Source organism: Rahnella contaminans (assembly GCF_011065485.1).
Lineage (GTDB): Bacteria > Pseudomonadota > Gammaproteobacteria > Enterobacterales > Enterobacteriaceae > Rahnella > Rahnella contaminans.
In genome coordinates this window covers 61,402-76,275 of record NZ_JAADJS010000003.1, presented here as the reverse complement: position 1 = coordinate 76,275, position 14,874 = coordinate 61,402, and the positions used below count along the sequence as shown (strand labels likewise).

Sequence of the window (14,874 nt, the reverse complement as noted above, 5' to 3'; positions counted from 1 at the left end):
TTATGCCTGAACCAGTGGGCCAGGGTTTTTCAGGTACTGATCTTTAATCGCCTGCGCCGCCATCAGGGTGATCGCCCCGATGGTGTCCGTCGGGTTGGCCTGGAAGTTTTGCGGGAAGGCGTTACCGCCCGGCACAAACACGTTATGCACATCCCAGCTTTGCAGGAATTTGTTCAGCGCCGAGGTTTTCGGGTTATCGCCCATCACCGCGCCGCCCACATTGTGCGTGGAAACGTATTTGGTCAGGTCAAAGTGCGCGTCCATCGGCAGGAAGCTTTCGCTGTAGCTGTCCGGGTTCAGCTCTTTGGTGATATTGCCGACGATGCCTTTCAGATATTGCTGCAATTTAAGCTCGTTCTGTTTCCAGTCGAATGTCATGCGCAGCAACGGATAGCCGTATTCATCTTTGTAGTTCGGATCGAGATCCAGATAAATGTCGCGGTAAGACTGGCAGGTGGTGGTGATGCTGATTTTCATCGAATGGCCGTACCATTCTTCCATCCCTTCTTTCCAGCCGGTGCCCCACGCAGGCGTGCCTTTTGGCAGAGACGTGCTGATTGGCGTACCGGTGGCCTGAGAACTGTGGATTTTTGCGCCGCCGATGAAACCTAAAGAGGGGCCGTCGAAGTTGCCAGGAGAAATGTCGTTGAACATCTGGCCGGTGGCGCCTGCGGTGGCAAACGGATTGAAGTTTTTGTCTTTGAAGAACAGCGTCGAACCGCCGTTGCTCAGGAACGCATAGTTACGGCCAATCACGCCTTCTTCGGTGATCGGGTTGTAAGGTTTGCCAATGCCGGAAAGCAGCATCAGGCGCACGTTGCAGAACTGGAAGCTGCTGAGTACCACGATTTTCGCCGGCTGGAAGCACTCGTTGCCGTCTGCATCCATGTAGACAACGCCTTTGGCGGTTTTCTTATCATCGTGCAACTCGACTTTCAGCACGTTGGCATGGACTTCATAAGAGAAGTTATCCATGCGTTTCAGCGCGTCCATCACGGCAGTTTGCGGCGAGGCTTTCGAGTAGTTCAGGCACGGATATTTACTGCAATAACCGCAGTAGTTACAGGGTGCGATCTGGTTGCCGTACGGGTTGGTCCATGCGCGGGACACGCAGGCCGACGGGTTCGGGAACGGGTGATAGCCCATCTTTTTGGTGACTTCAGCAAACATGCTGCTGTTGAGCGTGTCTTCCAGCGCTGGCAGCGGATACGGCTCGGAGCGTGGCCCTTCAAACGGGTCACCGCCTTCCATAATCTGACCGCGCAGGTTGCCGGTTTTACCGGACTGACCGCAGATGTGCTCAAACTTGGTGTAATACGGTTCGATTTCATCCCAGGAAAACGGGAAGTCCATGATACGCATGTCTTCCTGCAGGATACCCGGCTTGTAGGCTTCGTCCGCATACGTTTTGAGTTTCAAATCGGTCGGTGTCGGGCGGATCAGAACCGCCGTCCAGTGCAGACCGGAACCGCCAACGCCGGTACCCGGCGCAAACGCGCCCCATTTACGGGTCGGCAGCGCGGTTTCACTCATGTTGTATCGCACGGTGACGGCGGCTTCTGCTGGTGTCGCCATGACTTTGTTGCGCACCGCATAGGCATATTCGTCTGCCGGTTTCGGGTATGCAAATTCTTCATAGCCGCGATCGCCGCCGCGTTCGAGCGCGCGAACGGTCAGACCGGCCATTGCCAGCTCGATACTCATCAGCGAGCCAGCCCAGCCGAGGCCGACAACCACGACGTCGACTTCTGGTTTCGTTACTTTTGCCATCTTAAATCCTGTCAGTCATCAGAAAAGGGGAATAGGGCGAGGCACTCAGGCACGCGCGCCCTGCAGGCTCACAGGCCCCAGCGGATACGGGACGTTGTGCTGCTTAACCCACTCGGTGAAACTGGCGCGTGCGCCGGGGAATCCGATGGCGATCCACGCCTTCATCCCTTTGTTTCCGCCGTAGATCGGATCTGCCAGATAGCCGTGTTTGGTGTCGGAAAGCAGTTCACTGAAGAATTGCGAAGCGACGAGATTTTCTTCGCCTGCATCCGCAAACTTAATGCCGTTTTTCTGCAATTGAGTCAGCACACTGTCTTTGTCCTGATCGCTAAGTTCATGGAAGGCTTTCTGATGATTTTGCTGACACCAGCTGTTCGCGATGCGAATGCCGGTTTTGTAGATTTGCTGCGGACGGAAGGGGATCTGATACCCCATCGTGGCCGGAGCATGTACGTTGAACGGGCCCTGCATGTAAATTTCTTCACCGAAATCGCCGTGCATTTGCTGATCGATAAAAATGGGCACGTTGGTTTCGAGTGCGCCCGGCGCTTTGCCTTTACCGCCAGCGGGGATCAGGCGGTCAGCGGCGGCCATAATAAACTGCCACTCACCGGCGCTGAAAAAGATCGGTTTATAATCGAGTAAGTCCGGGGCAGCCATTTCCGCAGCTTGTGCCGCTGACAGTCCTTTCATCATGATGGTGCCGACAGGCAACGCCATCAGCGATCCAAGTAAAAACTTGCGACGGGTAGTTTTTTTTTGAAGGAGCATAGAATTACGACTCTCACATGCCTGATGTTAAGTTTGGGTTAATTGTTATTATTTTTGGGTACAAATTTATAATATCACCGCTACATTTAAAATAAATGACTAATTTCCACAAGGAATGTGAGGAGGAGATATTCTTTATGTTTCCCTATATCAGTGGTGAGTTTAAATTTTTTATAAAACAGTGAGTTATGATTATCTGGTTTGGGTGTCTAGTTTCGGAAATTTAGCATTTCTTATCAAAGAATAACGCCGGATAATTCCGGTTAAATTTAGGTCAATATAATTCCGGGAGGAAAGTTAATGTTATTTGTTGATATGAATGTTACCTAACATTTTTAACATTTAGAAAATGGAATAAAATTTGGAAGAGGATTTAAATTAACATTTAATGTTTTTATTAAGGTAAAAACCTTGGGCTTGCCGCCCAAACTGGCCTTAAGAGGCTCCTTCCTGGGCCTCTTTGGTCGGTTTCGGCGCGAGCCGCTGAGTGATAACCGCAATTGAAAAACCGAAATTTACGCCAGGCCGCTGCTTCAAAGCTGTTTGGGCGGCGAGCCCAAAAATTAAGCGGACTCCCTGATCACCAATCTGTACCCCGTATCCACAATCGGTTCTTCAACCTTAATCCCTTCAATTCTGTCCGCCAGCATAGTGGCTGCCCGGATCCCCAGCGCCCATTTATCTACGCTGACGGTCGTGATCGAAGGCCTGTTATGGGCCGCGAAATTCAAATCGGCAAAACCCATCACCGAGAAATCGTCGGGTACGCGCAGCCCCCGGGCTTCCGCTTCCATGATCACGCCCTGAGCCAGCGTGTCGGAACTGCAAATGATCGCGTCGAAACGCTCGCCGCGGGAAAGCATCTCTTTCAGCGCTGCCCGTCCGACTTCCATATTGGCAGGCAGCGACACCATCATTTCGCGGATTTCTGTGCCGGGCTGTGAACGTAAGACGGAGATCGCGCCATTCTTGCGCACCACGGCGCGTCTGTCCGAGGCACAGATAAAACCAAAACGCGTGAAGCCTTTCTCAAGGAAGTATTCGCCAATCGCATTGCCGACCTTTTCATGGGAAAAACCGATCAGCATATCAATCGGCGTCGGGGTCAAATCCCAAATTTCCACGACAGGAATATTGGCGTTGAGGATGATTCGTTTCAGATCTGACGAATGATGAATACCGGTCAGAACGATGCCGTCCGGACGGCGCGAAAGCAGGGTGGCGACAATCTCGGTTTCTGCGTCCGGTTCGTAACCGACAATACACAGCAGCATATGGTAGCCGCGCGCGGCCAGTTCATCGCTGATCGCCTGAACGGTATCGACAAACATATTGTTGTTAATCTGCGGCACAACCACAGCGATCAGCTTCGTGCGGCTGGTGGCCAGCCCGCCGGCCAGCATATTGGGGATATACCCGGTCACGTTCACGGCTTGCATCACTCGGGCGATGGTTGCGGGGCGCACAACTTTGGGATTATTCAGCGCCCGGCTGACCGTCATCGGTGAAAGACCGGCTTCTCTGGCAACATCTTCAAGCGTGGCCGAACGGGAACGACCTGTGTGATTCTTTATTATATTATTCAAGGTATTGCTCACTGGGTTGCAAGTTCAAACTACGAATGTTTGCGCAATCATTACCAGTTTCTCACAAGAAAATGAGGGGCGATAGACCCAAAGTGTTAAAACTCTGTTATCAGACAGAGATCAATTTGAGGGGGAAATTCTGATCCTTTCCTCTGCTCCTCAGCGACCAGTCGTCGTGCCCCTGTAAACGGGGAGCTTAATTATTTCCGCGAATTATTTGCCCAAAACGTGAAGGGAGTCATGGGCGATGGTCAAGGAGAGACAATTTCTATAAGTTCGGAATTATCCCTGCCGGAAGTGTTGCCGTATACTTCTCTCAAGCAGAAACAATTAACAATCTCTCTTTATCTGCTGACACTGAATAATGACAGATAAAGAAAGATCCGTTGTCAGACCTGCACTCTATACGGGATACGAGGGTTTTCATTATGGAAAAGAAAGTCATTTATTTGTTTTGTTCCGCCGGAATGTCCACTTCTCTGCTGGTTTCTAAAATGAAGGTTCAGGCCGAGAAATACGAAGTGCCTGTCATTATTGAAGCATTCCCTGAAACCCTGGCGGCCGAAAAAGGCAGCGCAGCGGATGTGATCCTCCTCGGCCCGCAAATTGGTTATATGCTGGAAGAAATTAAGAAGGTATTACCGGGCAAGCCGGTTGAAGTGATTGATTCTGCCCTCTACGGCAAAATTGATGGATTGGGTGTATTGAAAGCAGCGGTTGCTGCGATCAAAAAAGCAGCAGTGCAGTAAGTTTTAACTTTTGCGTCAATTTTAAATTAGCAGTGATTAGCATTTTTAAGTCAAAGAGAACTCCAGTCAAAGAGCGAATTTCATACCTTGCCGCCGGAAGGCGGCTTTAAAGGAAAATGCCAATGAGCAAAGCCATTGATTCACTTGAAAAGATACTTCTCCCGTTTGCGGTAAAAATAGGTAAGCAGCCCCACATTAATGCCATCAAAAATGGCTTCATCAAATTAATGCCGCTGACACTGGCTGGCGCCATGTTCGTTTTAATTAATAACGTATTCCTGAACTTTGGTGCCGGTTCCTTCTTTTATTCCTTAGGCGTTCGTTTAGACCCGTCAACCATTGAAACACTGGCGGGATTAAAAACTATCGGCATTAACGTTTATAACGGTACGCTCGGAATAATGTCGCTGATGGCGCCGTTCTTTATCGGCATGGCGTTAGCCGAAGAGCGGAAGGTCGATTCACTTTCGGCGGGATTATTAGCCGTTGCCGCATTTATGACCGTTACACCTTATAGCGTCGGTGAAGCGTATGCCGTTGGCGCAAACTGGCTGGGCGGCGCGAATATTATTTCGGGGATGGTAATCGGGCTTGTTGTCGCCGAAATGTTCACGTTTGTTATTCGCCGCAACTGGGTCATTACCTTGCCCGCCAGCGTCCCGACTTCCGTTTCGCGTTCTTTCTCCGCGTTAATTCCGGGCTTTATTATTCTGTTTATTTTCGGGGTAATTTCCTGGTTGCTCGGATTATATGGCCACAACTTCCACCAGATTATTATGGATTCCATTTCCAAACCTCTGGCGTCAATGGGAAGCGTGGTGGGCTGGGCATATGTAATTTTCAACTCACTGCTGTGGTTCTTTGGTGTGCATGGTTCTCTGGCGCTGACCGCGCTGGATAACGGCATCATGACTCCGTGGGCGCTGGAAAACATCGCGCTGTATACCGAGTACGGTTCTGTGAGTGCGGCGATTGAAGCGGGTAAGACCTTCCACTTCTGGGCCAAACCGATGCTCGACTCCTATATTCTGTTAGGCGGTTCCGGGGCAACGCTGGGTCTGATTATCGCCATCTTTATTGCATCACGCCGTGCGGATCACCGTCAGGTGGCGAAGCTGGCACTGCCGTCAGGTATCTTCCAGATTAATGAGCCGATTCTGTTTGGTCTGCCGATTATCATGAACCCGGTCATGTTCATCCCGTTCGTGCTGGTGCAGCCGATTCTGGCCGCTATCACGCTGGCGGCCTACAGCATGGGCATCATTCCGCCGGTCACCAACCTTGCACCGTGGACCATGCCGACCGGTTTGGGTGCTTTCTTTAACAGTAACGGCAGCATTGCGGCGCTGCTGGTCGCCTTGTTCAACCTCGGTGTCGCCACGTTGGTTTACATGCCTTTCGTGATTCTTTCCAACAAGGCACAGGCGATTATTGAAGAAGAAGAAAGCGAAGAAGATATTGCAGCCGCACTGAAATTCTAATCTGACCTGAAAGCGGGGCGAAAGCAGCCCCGCCATTCAGCGGACTTTCAAGGAGAGATAAACATGTTTGATTTAGACAGCATTGTTGAGACTGAAACTGAATTGCAGGATCTGGAAGAAGTGGTGATGGGGTTAATTATTAACTCCGGACAGGCGCGTAGCCTGGCGTACGCGGCGCTGAAAAAAGCCAAAGAGGGCGATTTTGAGCAAGCGCGCGCGGTGATGGCGCAGTCAAAAATGGCGCTGAACGAGGCGCATCTGGTGCAGACCAAACTGATTGAAGGTGATCAGGGTGAAGGGAAAACCAAAGTCAGCCTGGTGCTGGTCCATGCGCAGGATCATCTGATGACGTCGATGCTGGCCCGCGAACTGATTGCAGAACTCATTGAGCTTCATGAGAAAATAAAATAACGTAGGGATCCAGGATGCAGCCACAGGTATTGAGCATGGAAATCAAGACAGCGCGCGAAAATCAACTCTTCGACGGTCAAAATTTCCACATGTTCATCTACAACAAAGTAGAGAGTATTTCCGGGCTGCATGAACATGATTACTACGAATTTACCGTTGTGCTGACGGGGCGGTATTACCAGAACGTCAACGGGAAAAGGGTATTGCTGGAGCGCGGAGATTTTGTTTTTATTCCTCTGGGTTCGAATCATCAAAGCTTTTATGAATTTGGCGCGACAAGAATACTGAATGTCGGCATCAGTAAAGCTTTTTTTGAGCAGCATTATCTGACCCTGTTACCGGCACAGTTTATTGCGTCGCAGGTTTATAAAATAAACCACGAATTTCTGAATTATATTGAGTCCGTCACGGCGTCCCTTAACTTTCGTAACGGCGAGTTTAATGAATTTCTTGAGATGGTAACGTTTTATATCGTTAACCGTCTGCGCCACCATCGTGAATCGGAAGTGACCGCGGATATTCCGGGCTGGCTGACGATGGCGGTTGAGAAAATGCATGATAAATCGCGTTTCGGAGACAAGGCATTATCCAATATGGTGCAGTTATCCGGTAAGTCTCAGGAATATCTGACCCGTGCCACTCAGCGCCATTACGGCAAAACGCCGATGCAGATTATCAATGAGATTCGTATTGATTTTGCGAAGAAGCAGCTGGAAATTACGAACTACTCCGTCACCGATATTGCATTTGAGTCCGGTTACAGCAGCCCGAGTATGTTTATTAAGAATTTCAAAAAGCTGACTTCATTTACGCCGAATCATTACAGAAAGAAATTATTCAGCATTAACTAAATATCCATTTTTATTTGGATTTTTAAATTAATCGGTTTTGTAATTTACAGTGCATTATTATTGCACGGGAGTCCCTATGCGTAAAAAACTGAAAGTGGTCACCATTGGTGGCGGAAGCAGTTATACCCCTGAATTACTTGAAGGCTTTATTAAGCGTTACGACGAGTTACCGATTACCGAATTGTGGCTGGTCGATGTTGAAGGCGGAAAAGCCAAACAGGATATTATTTACGATCTGTGCGTGCGTATGGTTGAACGCGCGGGTGTGTCAATTGAAATACATAAAACGCTGGATCGCCGTGAAGCGCTGGCCGGGGCTGATTTCGTCACTACGCAGCTGCGCGTCGGTCAATTAAAAGCGCGTGAACTTGATGAACGTATCCCGCTGAGCCACGGTTATCTGGGGCAGGAAACCAACGGTGCGGGCGGGTTATTTAAAGGCTTACGCACAATTCCGGTGATTTTTGACATCATCAAAGATGTCGAAGAAATCTGCCCTGATGCCTGGGTGATTAACTTCACTAACCCGGCGGGCATGGTGACAGAAGCGGTATTCCGTCACACCCAATTCAAAAAATTCATCGGCGTCTGCAACATTCCTGTTGGCATGAAAATGTTCATTCAGGATGTGCTGAAACTGTCAGCTGAAGACGATTTGTCGATCGACCTCTTTGGCCTGAACCACATGGTGTTCATCAAAGACGTGCTGGTTAACGGCGAATCCCGTTTTGCAGAGCTGCTCGACGGCGTGGCGTCCGGCACACTGACCGCCGGTTCGGTGAAAAATATCTTTGATTTACCATTTAGCGAAGGGTTGATCCGCTCGCTGAACCTTCTGCCATGCTCGTATCTGCTGTATTACTTCAAGCAGAAAGAGATGCTGGCGATTGAAATGGGCGAATTTTACAAGGGCGGCGCGCGGGCAACCGTGGTACAGAAAGTCGAGAAACAACTCTTCGATCTGTACAAAAATCCGGAGCTGAACGTCAAACCGAAAGAGCTGGAACTGCGCGGCGGCGCGTATTATTCCGACGCGGCCTGCGAAGTGATCAGCGCGATTTACAACGACAAGCAGACCGAGCAGTACGTCAACTTCCCGCACAACGGCCATATTGATAATATTCCGGCGGACTGGGCAGTGGAAATGACCTGCACGATTGGCCGCGACGGCGCGAAACCGCATCCGCGGGTCACGCATTTTGACGATAAAGTGCTCGGCCTGATCTACACGATTAAAGGCTTCGAAATCGCGGCCAGCGAGGCGGCACTGAGCGGAAAATTCAATGATGTCCTGCTGGCGCTGAACCTCAGCCCGCTGATTCATTCCGATAAAGATGCTGAAATACTGGCGCGGGAAATGTTGCTCGCCCATGAAGCGCTGCTGCCCAACTTTGCCGATACCATTGCCGCGCTGAAATAATCCGCCGCCCTCCCGTAAAAAGGAGGGCGCGTTAAAAAGGGACGCTTATGGATAAATTACTGATTGTGAACGCCGACGATTTCGGGCTGTGCAAAGCGCAGAATTACGGGATTATCGACGCGTTCAGCAATGGCGTCGTGACGTCCACCACGGCGATGATGAATATGCCAACCATCGGACACGCTGCGGCGCTGAGCGCGGCAAATCCGGGGTTGGCCGTCGGGATGCATTTTGTCCTGACGCTGGGAAAACCGCTTTCTCCGATGCCCGGTCTGGTGCGCGAGAACGGTGAACTGGGAAAATGGATCTGGGAAATGGCGGAGCAGGGCACGCTGCCTCTTGATGAAATTAAGCAGGAGCTGAAAGCCCAGTTTGCACGGTTTGTAGAACTTTTTGGCCGTCTTCCCACGCATATCGACAGCCATCATCATGTGCATCTGCTTGCGCCAATATTTCCGATTGTGGAAGCTTTTGCGAAAGAACAAGGCGTGGCGATACGCATCGACCGCGATGAAATCAGGAAGGGCGAAATTGTTCTGCGCGGCGCGAAAAGCACGCAGGGTTTCGACAGCACTTTCTACGGCGAAGCGATTTCAGAAGCGCTGTTTCTGAATACGCTGGATCAGGCCACCGCGCGCGGCGACGAGTCCGTGGAAATCATGTGCCATCCTTCGTTTATCGATAACACGATCCTGGCGAGCAAATATTGCTATCCGCGGCTGGCTGAGCTGGATGTTCTGACGTCCGCATCGCTGAAACAGGCGATTGCAGAGCGCAGGTTCAGGCTGGGGACGTTTAAGGATTTATAGGTTTTTGTAGCAAACCCTTCAATGTTAACGAGTTAAGGCCTCCCTGATGTTTGCCGGAAACGCAAGGATTGGGGGGCAGTCCAAATTTCATTCTACGCACATTCGTTATGCTATCTGGGTAAACACGATATCGGCGGGGGCCTGCTTTACACGGAATATTCAGTAGGAGGGACGCCCAAAACACTTTTGAATGAATAGCTGAACGCTGCTGTACTTGAGTACCCCATTTCGAGCGCTATTGTCGTGACGCTTTTACTTTGTTTAAGCATGATCACAGACTCAAATATCCGCATTTTCTGTTTCCAGAGACTAAATGATAAACCGGTTTCCTTTTTAAACTTTCTTGAAAAGTTCCGCGTAGACATGCCCACTCTGGCTGACCAGAATTCAATAAAATGCTCAGAACCGGGTGATTCCAATATAGTACGGCACATTTCGTTTAACGCCGGACTTTGCGGCCAGGGAAGGACAAAATCCACTTGCGGTAAATTAAAGATAATATCCAGCAAGACACTGACCAGCTTGCCGTCTTTCCCATGTTCATCGTATAACTCCGGAATGGTTTCGGATGCATAATGGATGAGTTCTTTTGCAACGTCACTGATGGTCACGGCTTTACACATGGTGATGGTCTCGTCTACGACATCTGTTTCGATATCCAGACTTTCAAGGAATACATCATCCATGGCCCACACGGTATGCTCCATATAAGCGGGGATCCAGATCCCATAATGTGAAGGGACAATCCAGCAATTATCGGCAGTCTCAAGACGCATATTTCCCTTTCGGGCGCAGTGAAATTGTGCAAATTCATGAGTATGTGGTAAGACGCCCGTATTTGATTTAATTAAATAAGAGCGAAAATGAACAGGACGGCGCACCTTGGGCATTGGATAGTCCTGCGATGAAACCCAATTTCTTTTCACTGAGGCTTTCATTGCCGATTCCCCGAGAACATCTTGCTTAGACTTCTTATCGATAAAGATTGTCCTGTCATGATAATACATTTACAACATTTATAGATAATAATAATTCCCATGAATTGTTGTGGGTAATGAAATCCCTGTCCGCAATGAATTGTGCAAGTAATTGATTAAATAGGTGAATTTTGAAATATTTTTCCTCCGTTACTCAGCATGCAAGGTATGACCCATGGCCACTCATGGGAATGGACCTTTTACAGAAAGCTGATATTCGGATAGAGGGAATCCGTCCCTGGGATATCAGAATACGCCATCACGGCTTCTTCAAGCGCATTATGCTACAGGGTCTTTTGGGGCTGGGTGAAAGTTATATAGACGGGTGGTGGGAATGCGATCGTCTGGATATATTTATCTATTAATTCCCCGCATTTTTAATGATTTTTTCTTTATCTGCATGCGGTAACGTCATTTTATTAAATCAGAAAAATTATGAAACATACTTTATTACTTTCTTCTGTCATCGTTGCAATACTGTCTGTGTCCGGTTGTTCAAGCTATAAGTCACTCGAATTGAGTCAACAACAAGTCCACACTTTTTCTGCTTCGTCTGATTATACCTATTATAAAATTGATCCACCTTTGTACGGAGGTGATGTTGTGCAATATTCATTGCGTAACGGAAGTAGCGGTACACTCACTGTGAAAAGAACAACACCACAAACATTAATCAGTGATGATGGACTCGTGATTAATTTGTCGGATCTCGTTTCACTTAAGCGTAAAGAAATATCCAAAGGAAAAACAGCTGCTGCTGTCGGTACAGGTGTAGTTACCACCGTCGTGGTTGTGACGGCTGTAGTGGGTTTAGCGTTTGGGGCTGGAATGGTGGCGATGTTATCAGCAAGCTAACGTATTAATAGAAATTTATTGGTGTAATTTGAGGCGCATTGAGATGAAAGTGGAGTTGAATAAGAGTACGCCGGAAAGGATTTTACATGCTGTTCTTTTCGAAGTACTTGGGAATGTTGTAATAGCCATTTTCCTCGCCTACAGTCTGAAAGTTTCTTTGATACAGTCCGGAACGTTATCATTCATCTCTGCTTTAACTGCAACGGTCTGGAATTACGTATTCAATAAGATTTTTGATGAGATTCAGAAGCAGTTTTTATTTGAGAGAAGCTTCCCGATCAGAGTTTTGCATGCCGTCATCTTTGAAACCGTACTTGTTCTTTCACTCACTCCTGTCGCGATGTTTTTACTTGAGTTAACGATGACGGAGGCATTTGGGGTTGAAATAGGGTTAATATTTATTTTCTTACCTTATACGTTAATTTTTAACTGGGTCTATGACTATATACGTTGGAGATTTTTGGCGAATGAATAGATTAATGATTCTCATTGAATTGAAGAGGTTGCAAATATGAATGGTGTGGATTTATTAAAATTCAAGGCCAGTACTCTGGAAAGTAAGGGGCTCTTACGAAGAGCAATAACAATCTGGCAGGATATTTCGATTAATCCAAAGTTAAGTAAGCACGACAGAGATCAGGCGATGCGTAACTTGAATCGTCTTACGCGCGCTATTCAACAAAAAATCGACATTCAGAGGGAGAAACTAAAGTCCCATCCAGACAGATATAAAAATGTCGAGTCAGATAAAGAAAAAATTATGCATCTTTATCGGCAGGGATTAACAACAAAGGAAATACAGCAGATAACACAGCGATCCAGGGATTTTATTTATAATTGCAAGAAGAAATCATGAATTTTAGGGGTTTTATTCAAAAGGCACGCTAATGAAAAAAAATATGATCGTACCTAAGGACTATAACGAATGGCAGAGAATCTGCCGTGAGCTCCTTGATGACGCAGGGATCGAGATTGACGGGGGTGAGAAGCATGATATTCATGTCAAAAACCCAAAATTCTATAAACGTGTTTTAAAAAGGGGATCGCTGGCATTGGGTGAGAGTTACATGGACGGGTGGTGGGATTGTGCGCGACTTGATGTGTTTTTTACCAAAATCATTAATGCAGATTTACAGTCCCGCGTACCGGATAATTTGAAAGATATTATCAGAGTGGCCGGGGCCCGCTTCATAAATTTTCAATCAAAAAAAGGAGCCCTGAAAGTTGGTAAAGAACACTACGATCTTGGTAATGACCTTTTTTGTCTGATGCTCGATCCCTGGATGCAATACTCTTGTGGTTACTGGAAAAACGCAGATAACTTATATCAGGCACAGCAAAATAAACTTAAATTGATTTGTGAGAAGTTGAAGTTAGAAAAAGGGATGAGTCTGCTGGATATTGGTTGTGGCTGGGGAGGGCTGGCGGCATACGCTGCTGAACATTATGGTGCGAAAGTCACAGGGATTACGATATCAGCTGAACAGCAAAAAATGGCGGAAGTGCGCTGCGCCAGTTTTGATGTCGAAATTCTGCTTCAGGATTACAGGGAGCTTGACAGGAAATTTGACCGCATCGTTTCTGTCGGAATGTTTGAACATGTAGGACCTAAAAATTATGCGACTTACTTCGAAGTGGTGGATAAAAATCTAAAACCAGAAGGTATTTTCTTATTGCACACGATTGGTGCTAACAAAACAGAGGTCAACGTCGATCCCTGGATTAATAAGTATATTTTCCCTAACGGATGCCTGCCTTCTCTTGCACATATCGCCTCAGCCAGTGAAAGATATTTTGTTATCGAAGATGTACATAATTTCGGTCCAGATTATGACAAAACGCTGATGGCATGGAATGAACGATTTCTGGCCTCCTGGAAGCATATCGAAGGAAATTATTCAGAAAGGTTTAAAAGGATGTTTACCTATTATTTAAATTCATGTGCAGGCGCTTTCAGATCTCGCGATATTCAGCTCTGGCAGGTCGTCTTTACAAGAGGGTTAGAAGGCGGTTTGATCGTCCCCCGTTAATAATAATGCAAAAATTCTGGGTTGAAACCGACAGCTCGCCACAGGCCAACTTCAGCGTAACGGCGACCGATCAACCCAGTCTGCAATATTGCCTATCAGCTGAATATTGGCCATTGCAAGAGGCGCCTTGAGTCTGACCTAAATCCGTCCTTCCGCTTTAATCCATTGCATAAAATCATCGATAAATACCCGCGTTTTAAGCGGCAGGAGTTTGTTGGGCAGGGTGATCGCGTAAGTGTTGCGTGGCAGGGGGTTTTCCACGCGCCAGTCAGGTAAAACGCGGCGCAATTTACCGCTGGCGATATACCGGTTGGCGATAAAAGTGGGGATCAGCGCAATGCCGACGCCTTGCAGAATGGCGTCGATCATGGCGTCGCTGTTATTGATCATCAGCCGCGGAACCAGCGTCACACTTTCCATGATTTCATTCTGCCAGAAGCGCCATGCGCCGCGAAATTGCCGTTCATCAGGGAAAAAAATGTTGTGTTTGATGAGTCCGGCGGGGAAATCCGGCAGCACTTCGTCGTAATCCGCGGCGCAAACCAATACGTAATCGATCGGCATCAGGGCGCGGGCCACCATATTTTCCGGCGGGCTTTCGGTGACACGCAGTGCCAGGTCGTAAGCGTCCTGCGCCAGATTACTGACCCGGTCAGACAACGTCAGCTCGACATTAATCTCCGGGTAACGGCGCAAAAACGCGGGCAGAAACGGGGTGAGCAGAATTTTACCCAGCGTATTCGGCGCGGTGATACGCAAAACCCCCTGAGGGGTATCACTGAAACTGTCTGCCTGAGAGAAGAGCGCCTGCGTGGCGGATAATACGGCCTGCGCCTGCCGGTAGATCTCGAGCCCGACCTCGGTCGTCGTGACCGATCGCGTGGAGCGGGTAAATAACACCACATTGAGGCGTTTTTCCAGCCTGTCAATCATCCGGCTTACTGACGAGGGCGCCAGCGAAGTCTCCCTTCCTGCCGATGAAAAGCTTCCTTTTTCAACCACCTGAATAAAAACGGACAAACTGGGAAGCAGTTCTGCTAACTCACTTGTGTTCTTCACGCATAGCTCTTTTGTTTCTGGGATATCTAGCCAAATTAGCATCAAGCCGTATGATGTTCAACAGAGGTATCATCTGGTGCAAATCGGCCATAATAGTCAATTTAT

15 protein-coding genes are annotated in these 14,874 nt (G+C 48.2%); 10 read left to right on the top strand and 5 right to left on the bottom strand.

Annotated elements, in window-relative coordinates; translation table 11 throughout:
* From GW579_RS15145 to GW579_RS15135, 3 genes are all read right to left on the bottom strand, one after another.
* Window positions 1-1,770, bottom strand: coding sequence for a GMC family oxidoreductase (locus GW579_RS15145; RefSeq protein ID WP_165059841.1), 1,770 nt, complete (start codon window positions 1,768-1,770; stop codon window positions 1-3).
* A 45-nt stretch (window positions 1,771-1,815) separates the two neighbouring features.
* On the bottom strand, window positions 1,816-2,541 hold the full coding sequence (locus GW579_RS15140) for a gluconate 2-dehydrogenase subunit 3 family protein (protein WP_152326752.1): 726 nt from the start codon (window positions 2,539-2,541) through the stop codon (window positions 1,816-1,818).
* Between the two features lie 563 nt (window positions 2,542-3,104).
* Window positions 3,105-4,127, bottom strand: a complete 1,023-nt coding sequence (locus GW579_RS15135) for a LacI family DNA-binding transcriptional regulator (RefSeq protein WP_165059839.1) — start codon at window positions 4,125-4,127, stop codon at window positions 3,105-3,107.
* 428 nt (window positions 4,128-4,555) lie between these two features.
* On the opposite strand from GW579_RS15135, the gene GW579_RS15130 reads away from it, so the two are divergent.
* From GW579_RS15130 to chbG, 6 genes are all read left to right on the top strand, one after another.
* On the top strand, window positions 4,556-4,876 hold the full coding sequence (locus tag GW579_RS15130; RefSeq protein WP_152326754.1) for a PTS sugar transporter subunit IIB: 321 nt from the start codon (window positions 4,556-4,558) through the stop codon (window positions 4,874-4,876).
* 122 nt (window positions 4,877-4,998) lie between these two features.
* Window positions 4,999-6,357: a PTS N,N'-diacetylchitobiose transporter subunit IIC gene (gene chbC / locus GW579_RS15125; RefSeq protein WP_152326755.1), complete on the top strand. Its 1,359-nt coding sequence runs from the start codon at window positions 4,999-5,001 to the stop codon at window positions 6,355-6,357.
* A 63-nt stretch (window positions 6,358-6,420) separates the two neighbouring features.
* Window positions 6,421-6,768 (top strand): PTS N,N'-diacetylchitobiose transporter subunit IIA, encoded by a 348-nt coding sequence (gene chbA, locus GW579_RS15120; protein ID WP_152326756.1) that lies wholly within the window; start codon window positions 6,421-6,423, stop codon window positions 6,766-6,768.
* A 14-nt stretch (window positions 6,769-6,782) separates the two neighbouring features.
* A complete protein-coding gene (gene chbR, locus GW579_RS15115; protein WP_152326757.1) occupies window positions 6,783-7,619 on the top strand; it encodes a transcriptional regulator ChbR in 837 nt (278 codons plus the stop codon).
* Window positions 7,620-7,695: 76 nt separating this feature from the next.
* On the top strand, window positions 7,696-9,039 hold the full coding sequence (locus tag GW579_RS15110) for a 6-phospho-beta-glucosidase (RefSeq protein WP_152326758.1): 1,344 nt from the start codon (window positions 7,696-7,698) through the stop codon (window positions 9,037-9,039).
* A gap of 47 nt (window positions 9,040-9,086) precedes the next feature.
* Window positions 9,087-9,848, top strand: a complete 762-nt coding sequence (gene chbG / locus GW579_RS15105) for a chitin disaccharide deacetylase (RefSeq protein WP_165059837.1) — start codon at window positions 9,087-9,089, stop codon at window positions 9,846-9,848.
* A 146-nt stretch (window positions 9,849-9,994) separates the two neighbouring features.
* On the opposite strand, the gene GW579_RS15100 is transcribed toward chbG, so the two are convergent.
* Window positions 9,995-10,786 carry an AraC family transcriptional regulator gene (locus GW579_RS15100; protein ID WP_165059835.1) on the bottom strand — a complete coding sequence of 264 codons (792 nt, stop codon included), beginning with the start codon at window positions 10,784-10,786 and terminating at the stop codon, window positions 9,995-9,997.
* Between the two features lie 474 nt (window positions 10,787-11,260).
* On the opposite strand from GW579_RS15100, the gene GW579_RS15095 reads away from it, so the two are divergent.
* Genes GW579_RS15095 through cfa form a run of 4 tightly spaced genes read left to right on the top strand, consistent with a single transcriptional unit; the run spans window position 11,261 to window position 13,710 of the window.
* Window positions 11,261-11,680, top strand: coding sequence for a hypothetical protein (locus GW579_RS15095; protein WP_165059833.1), 420 nt, complete (start codon window positions 11,261-11,263; stop codon window positions 11,678-11,680).
* Between the two features lie 43 nt (window positions 11,681-11,723).
* The gene (locus GW579_RS15090; protein ID WP_152326762.1) at window positions 11,724-12,155 is read left to right on the top strand and encodes a PACE efflux transporter; all 432 of its coding nucleotides are present in this window, start codon (window positions 11,724-11,726) and stop codon (window positions 12,153-12,155) included.
* Window positions 12,156-12,191: 36 nt separating this feature from the next.
* Window positions 12,192-12,536 carry a hypothetical protein gene (locus GW579_RS15085; protein ID WP_152326763.1) on the top strand — a complete coding sequence of 115 codons (345 nt, stop codon included), beginning with the start codon at window positions 12,192-12,194 and terminating at the stop codon, window positions 12,534-12,536.
* 31 nt (window positions 12,537-12,567) lie between these two features.
* Window positions 12,568-13,710, top strand: coding sequence for a cyclopropane fatty acyl phospholipid synthase (gene cfa, locus GW579_RS15080; protein ID WP_165059832.1), 1,143 nt, complete (start codon window positions 12,568-12,570; stop codon window positions 13,708-13,710).
* 138 nt (window positions 13,711-13,848) lie between these two features.
* Here the strand turns inward: cfa and GW579_RS15075 are convergent, their stop codons facing one another.
* The gene (locus GW579_RS15075; protein WP_206738941.1) at window positions 13,849-14,811 is read right to left on the bottom strand and encodes a LysR family transcriptional regulator; all 963 of its coding nucleotides are present in this window, start codon (window positions 14,809-14,811) and stop codon (window positions 13,849-13,851) included.
* Window positions 14,812-14,874: the final 63 nt, after the last annotated feature.

Bases quoted from the DNA above. Each gene is read 5' to 3' on its own strand.
- GW579_RS15145 (WP_165059841.1), bottom strand. From the start codon at position 1,770: ATGGCAAAAGTAACGAAACCAGAAGTCGACGTCGTGGTTGTCGGCCTC.
- GW579_RS15140 (WP_152326752.1), bottom strand. From the start codon at position 2,541: ATGCTCCTTCAAAAAAAAACTACCCGTCGCAAGTTTTTACTTGGATCG.
- GW579_RS15130 (WP_152326754.1), top strand. From the start codon at position 4,556: ATGGAAAAGAAAGTCATTTATTTGTTTTGTTCCGCCGGAATGTCCACT.
- chbC (WP_152326755.1), top strand. From the start codon at position 4,999: ATGAGCAAAGCCATTGATTCACTTGAAAAGATACTTCTCCCGTTTGCG.
- chbA (WP_152326756.1), top strand. From the start codon at position 6,421: ATGTTTGATTTAGACAGCATTGTTGAGACTGAAACTGAATTGCAGGAT.
- chbR (WP_152326757.1), top strand. From the start codon at position 6,783: ATGCAGCCACAGGTATTGAGCATGGAAATCAAGACAGCGCGCGAAAAT.
- GW579_RS15110 (WP_152326758.1), top strand. From the start codon at position 7,696: ATGCGTAAAAAACTGAAAGTGGTCACCATTGGTGGCGGAAGCAGTTAT.
- chbG (WP_165059837.1), top strand. From the start codon at position 9,087: ATGGATAAATTACTGATTGTGAACGCCGACGATTTCGGGCTGTGCAAA.
- GW579_RS15100 (WP_165059835.1), bottom strand. From the start codon at position 10,786: ATGAAAGCCTCAGTGAAAAGAAATTGGGTTTCATCGCAGGACTATCCA.
- GW579_RS15095 (WP_165059833.1), top strand. From the start codon at position 11,261: ATGAAACATACTTTATTACTTTCTTCTGTCATCGTTGCAATACTGTCT.
- GW579_RS15090 (WP_152326762.1), top strand. From the start codon at position 11,724: ATGAAAGTGGAGTTGAATAAGAGTACGCCGGAAAGGATTTTACATGCT.
- GW579_RS15085 (WP_152326763.1), top strand. From the start codon at position 12,192: ATGAATGGTGTGGATTTATTAAAATTCAAGGCCAGTACTCTGGAAAGT.
- cfa (WP_165059832.1), top strand. From the start codon at position 12,568: ATGAAAAAAAATATGATCGTACCTAAGGACTATAACGAATGGCAGAGA.
- GW579_RS15075 (WP_206738941.1), bottom strand. From the start codon at position 14,811: ATGCTAATTTGGCTAGATATCCCAGAAACAAAAGAGCTATGCGTGAAG.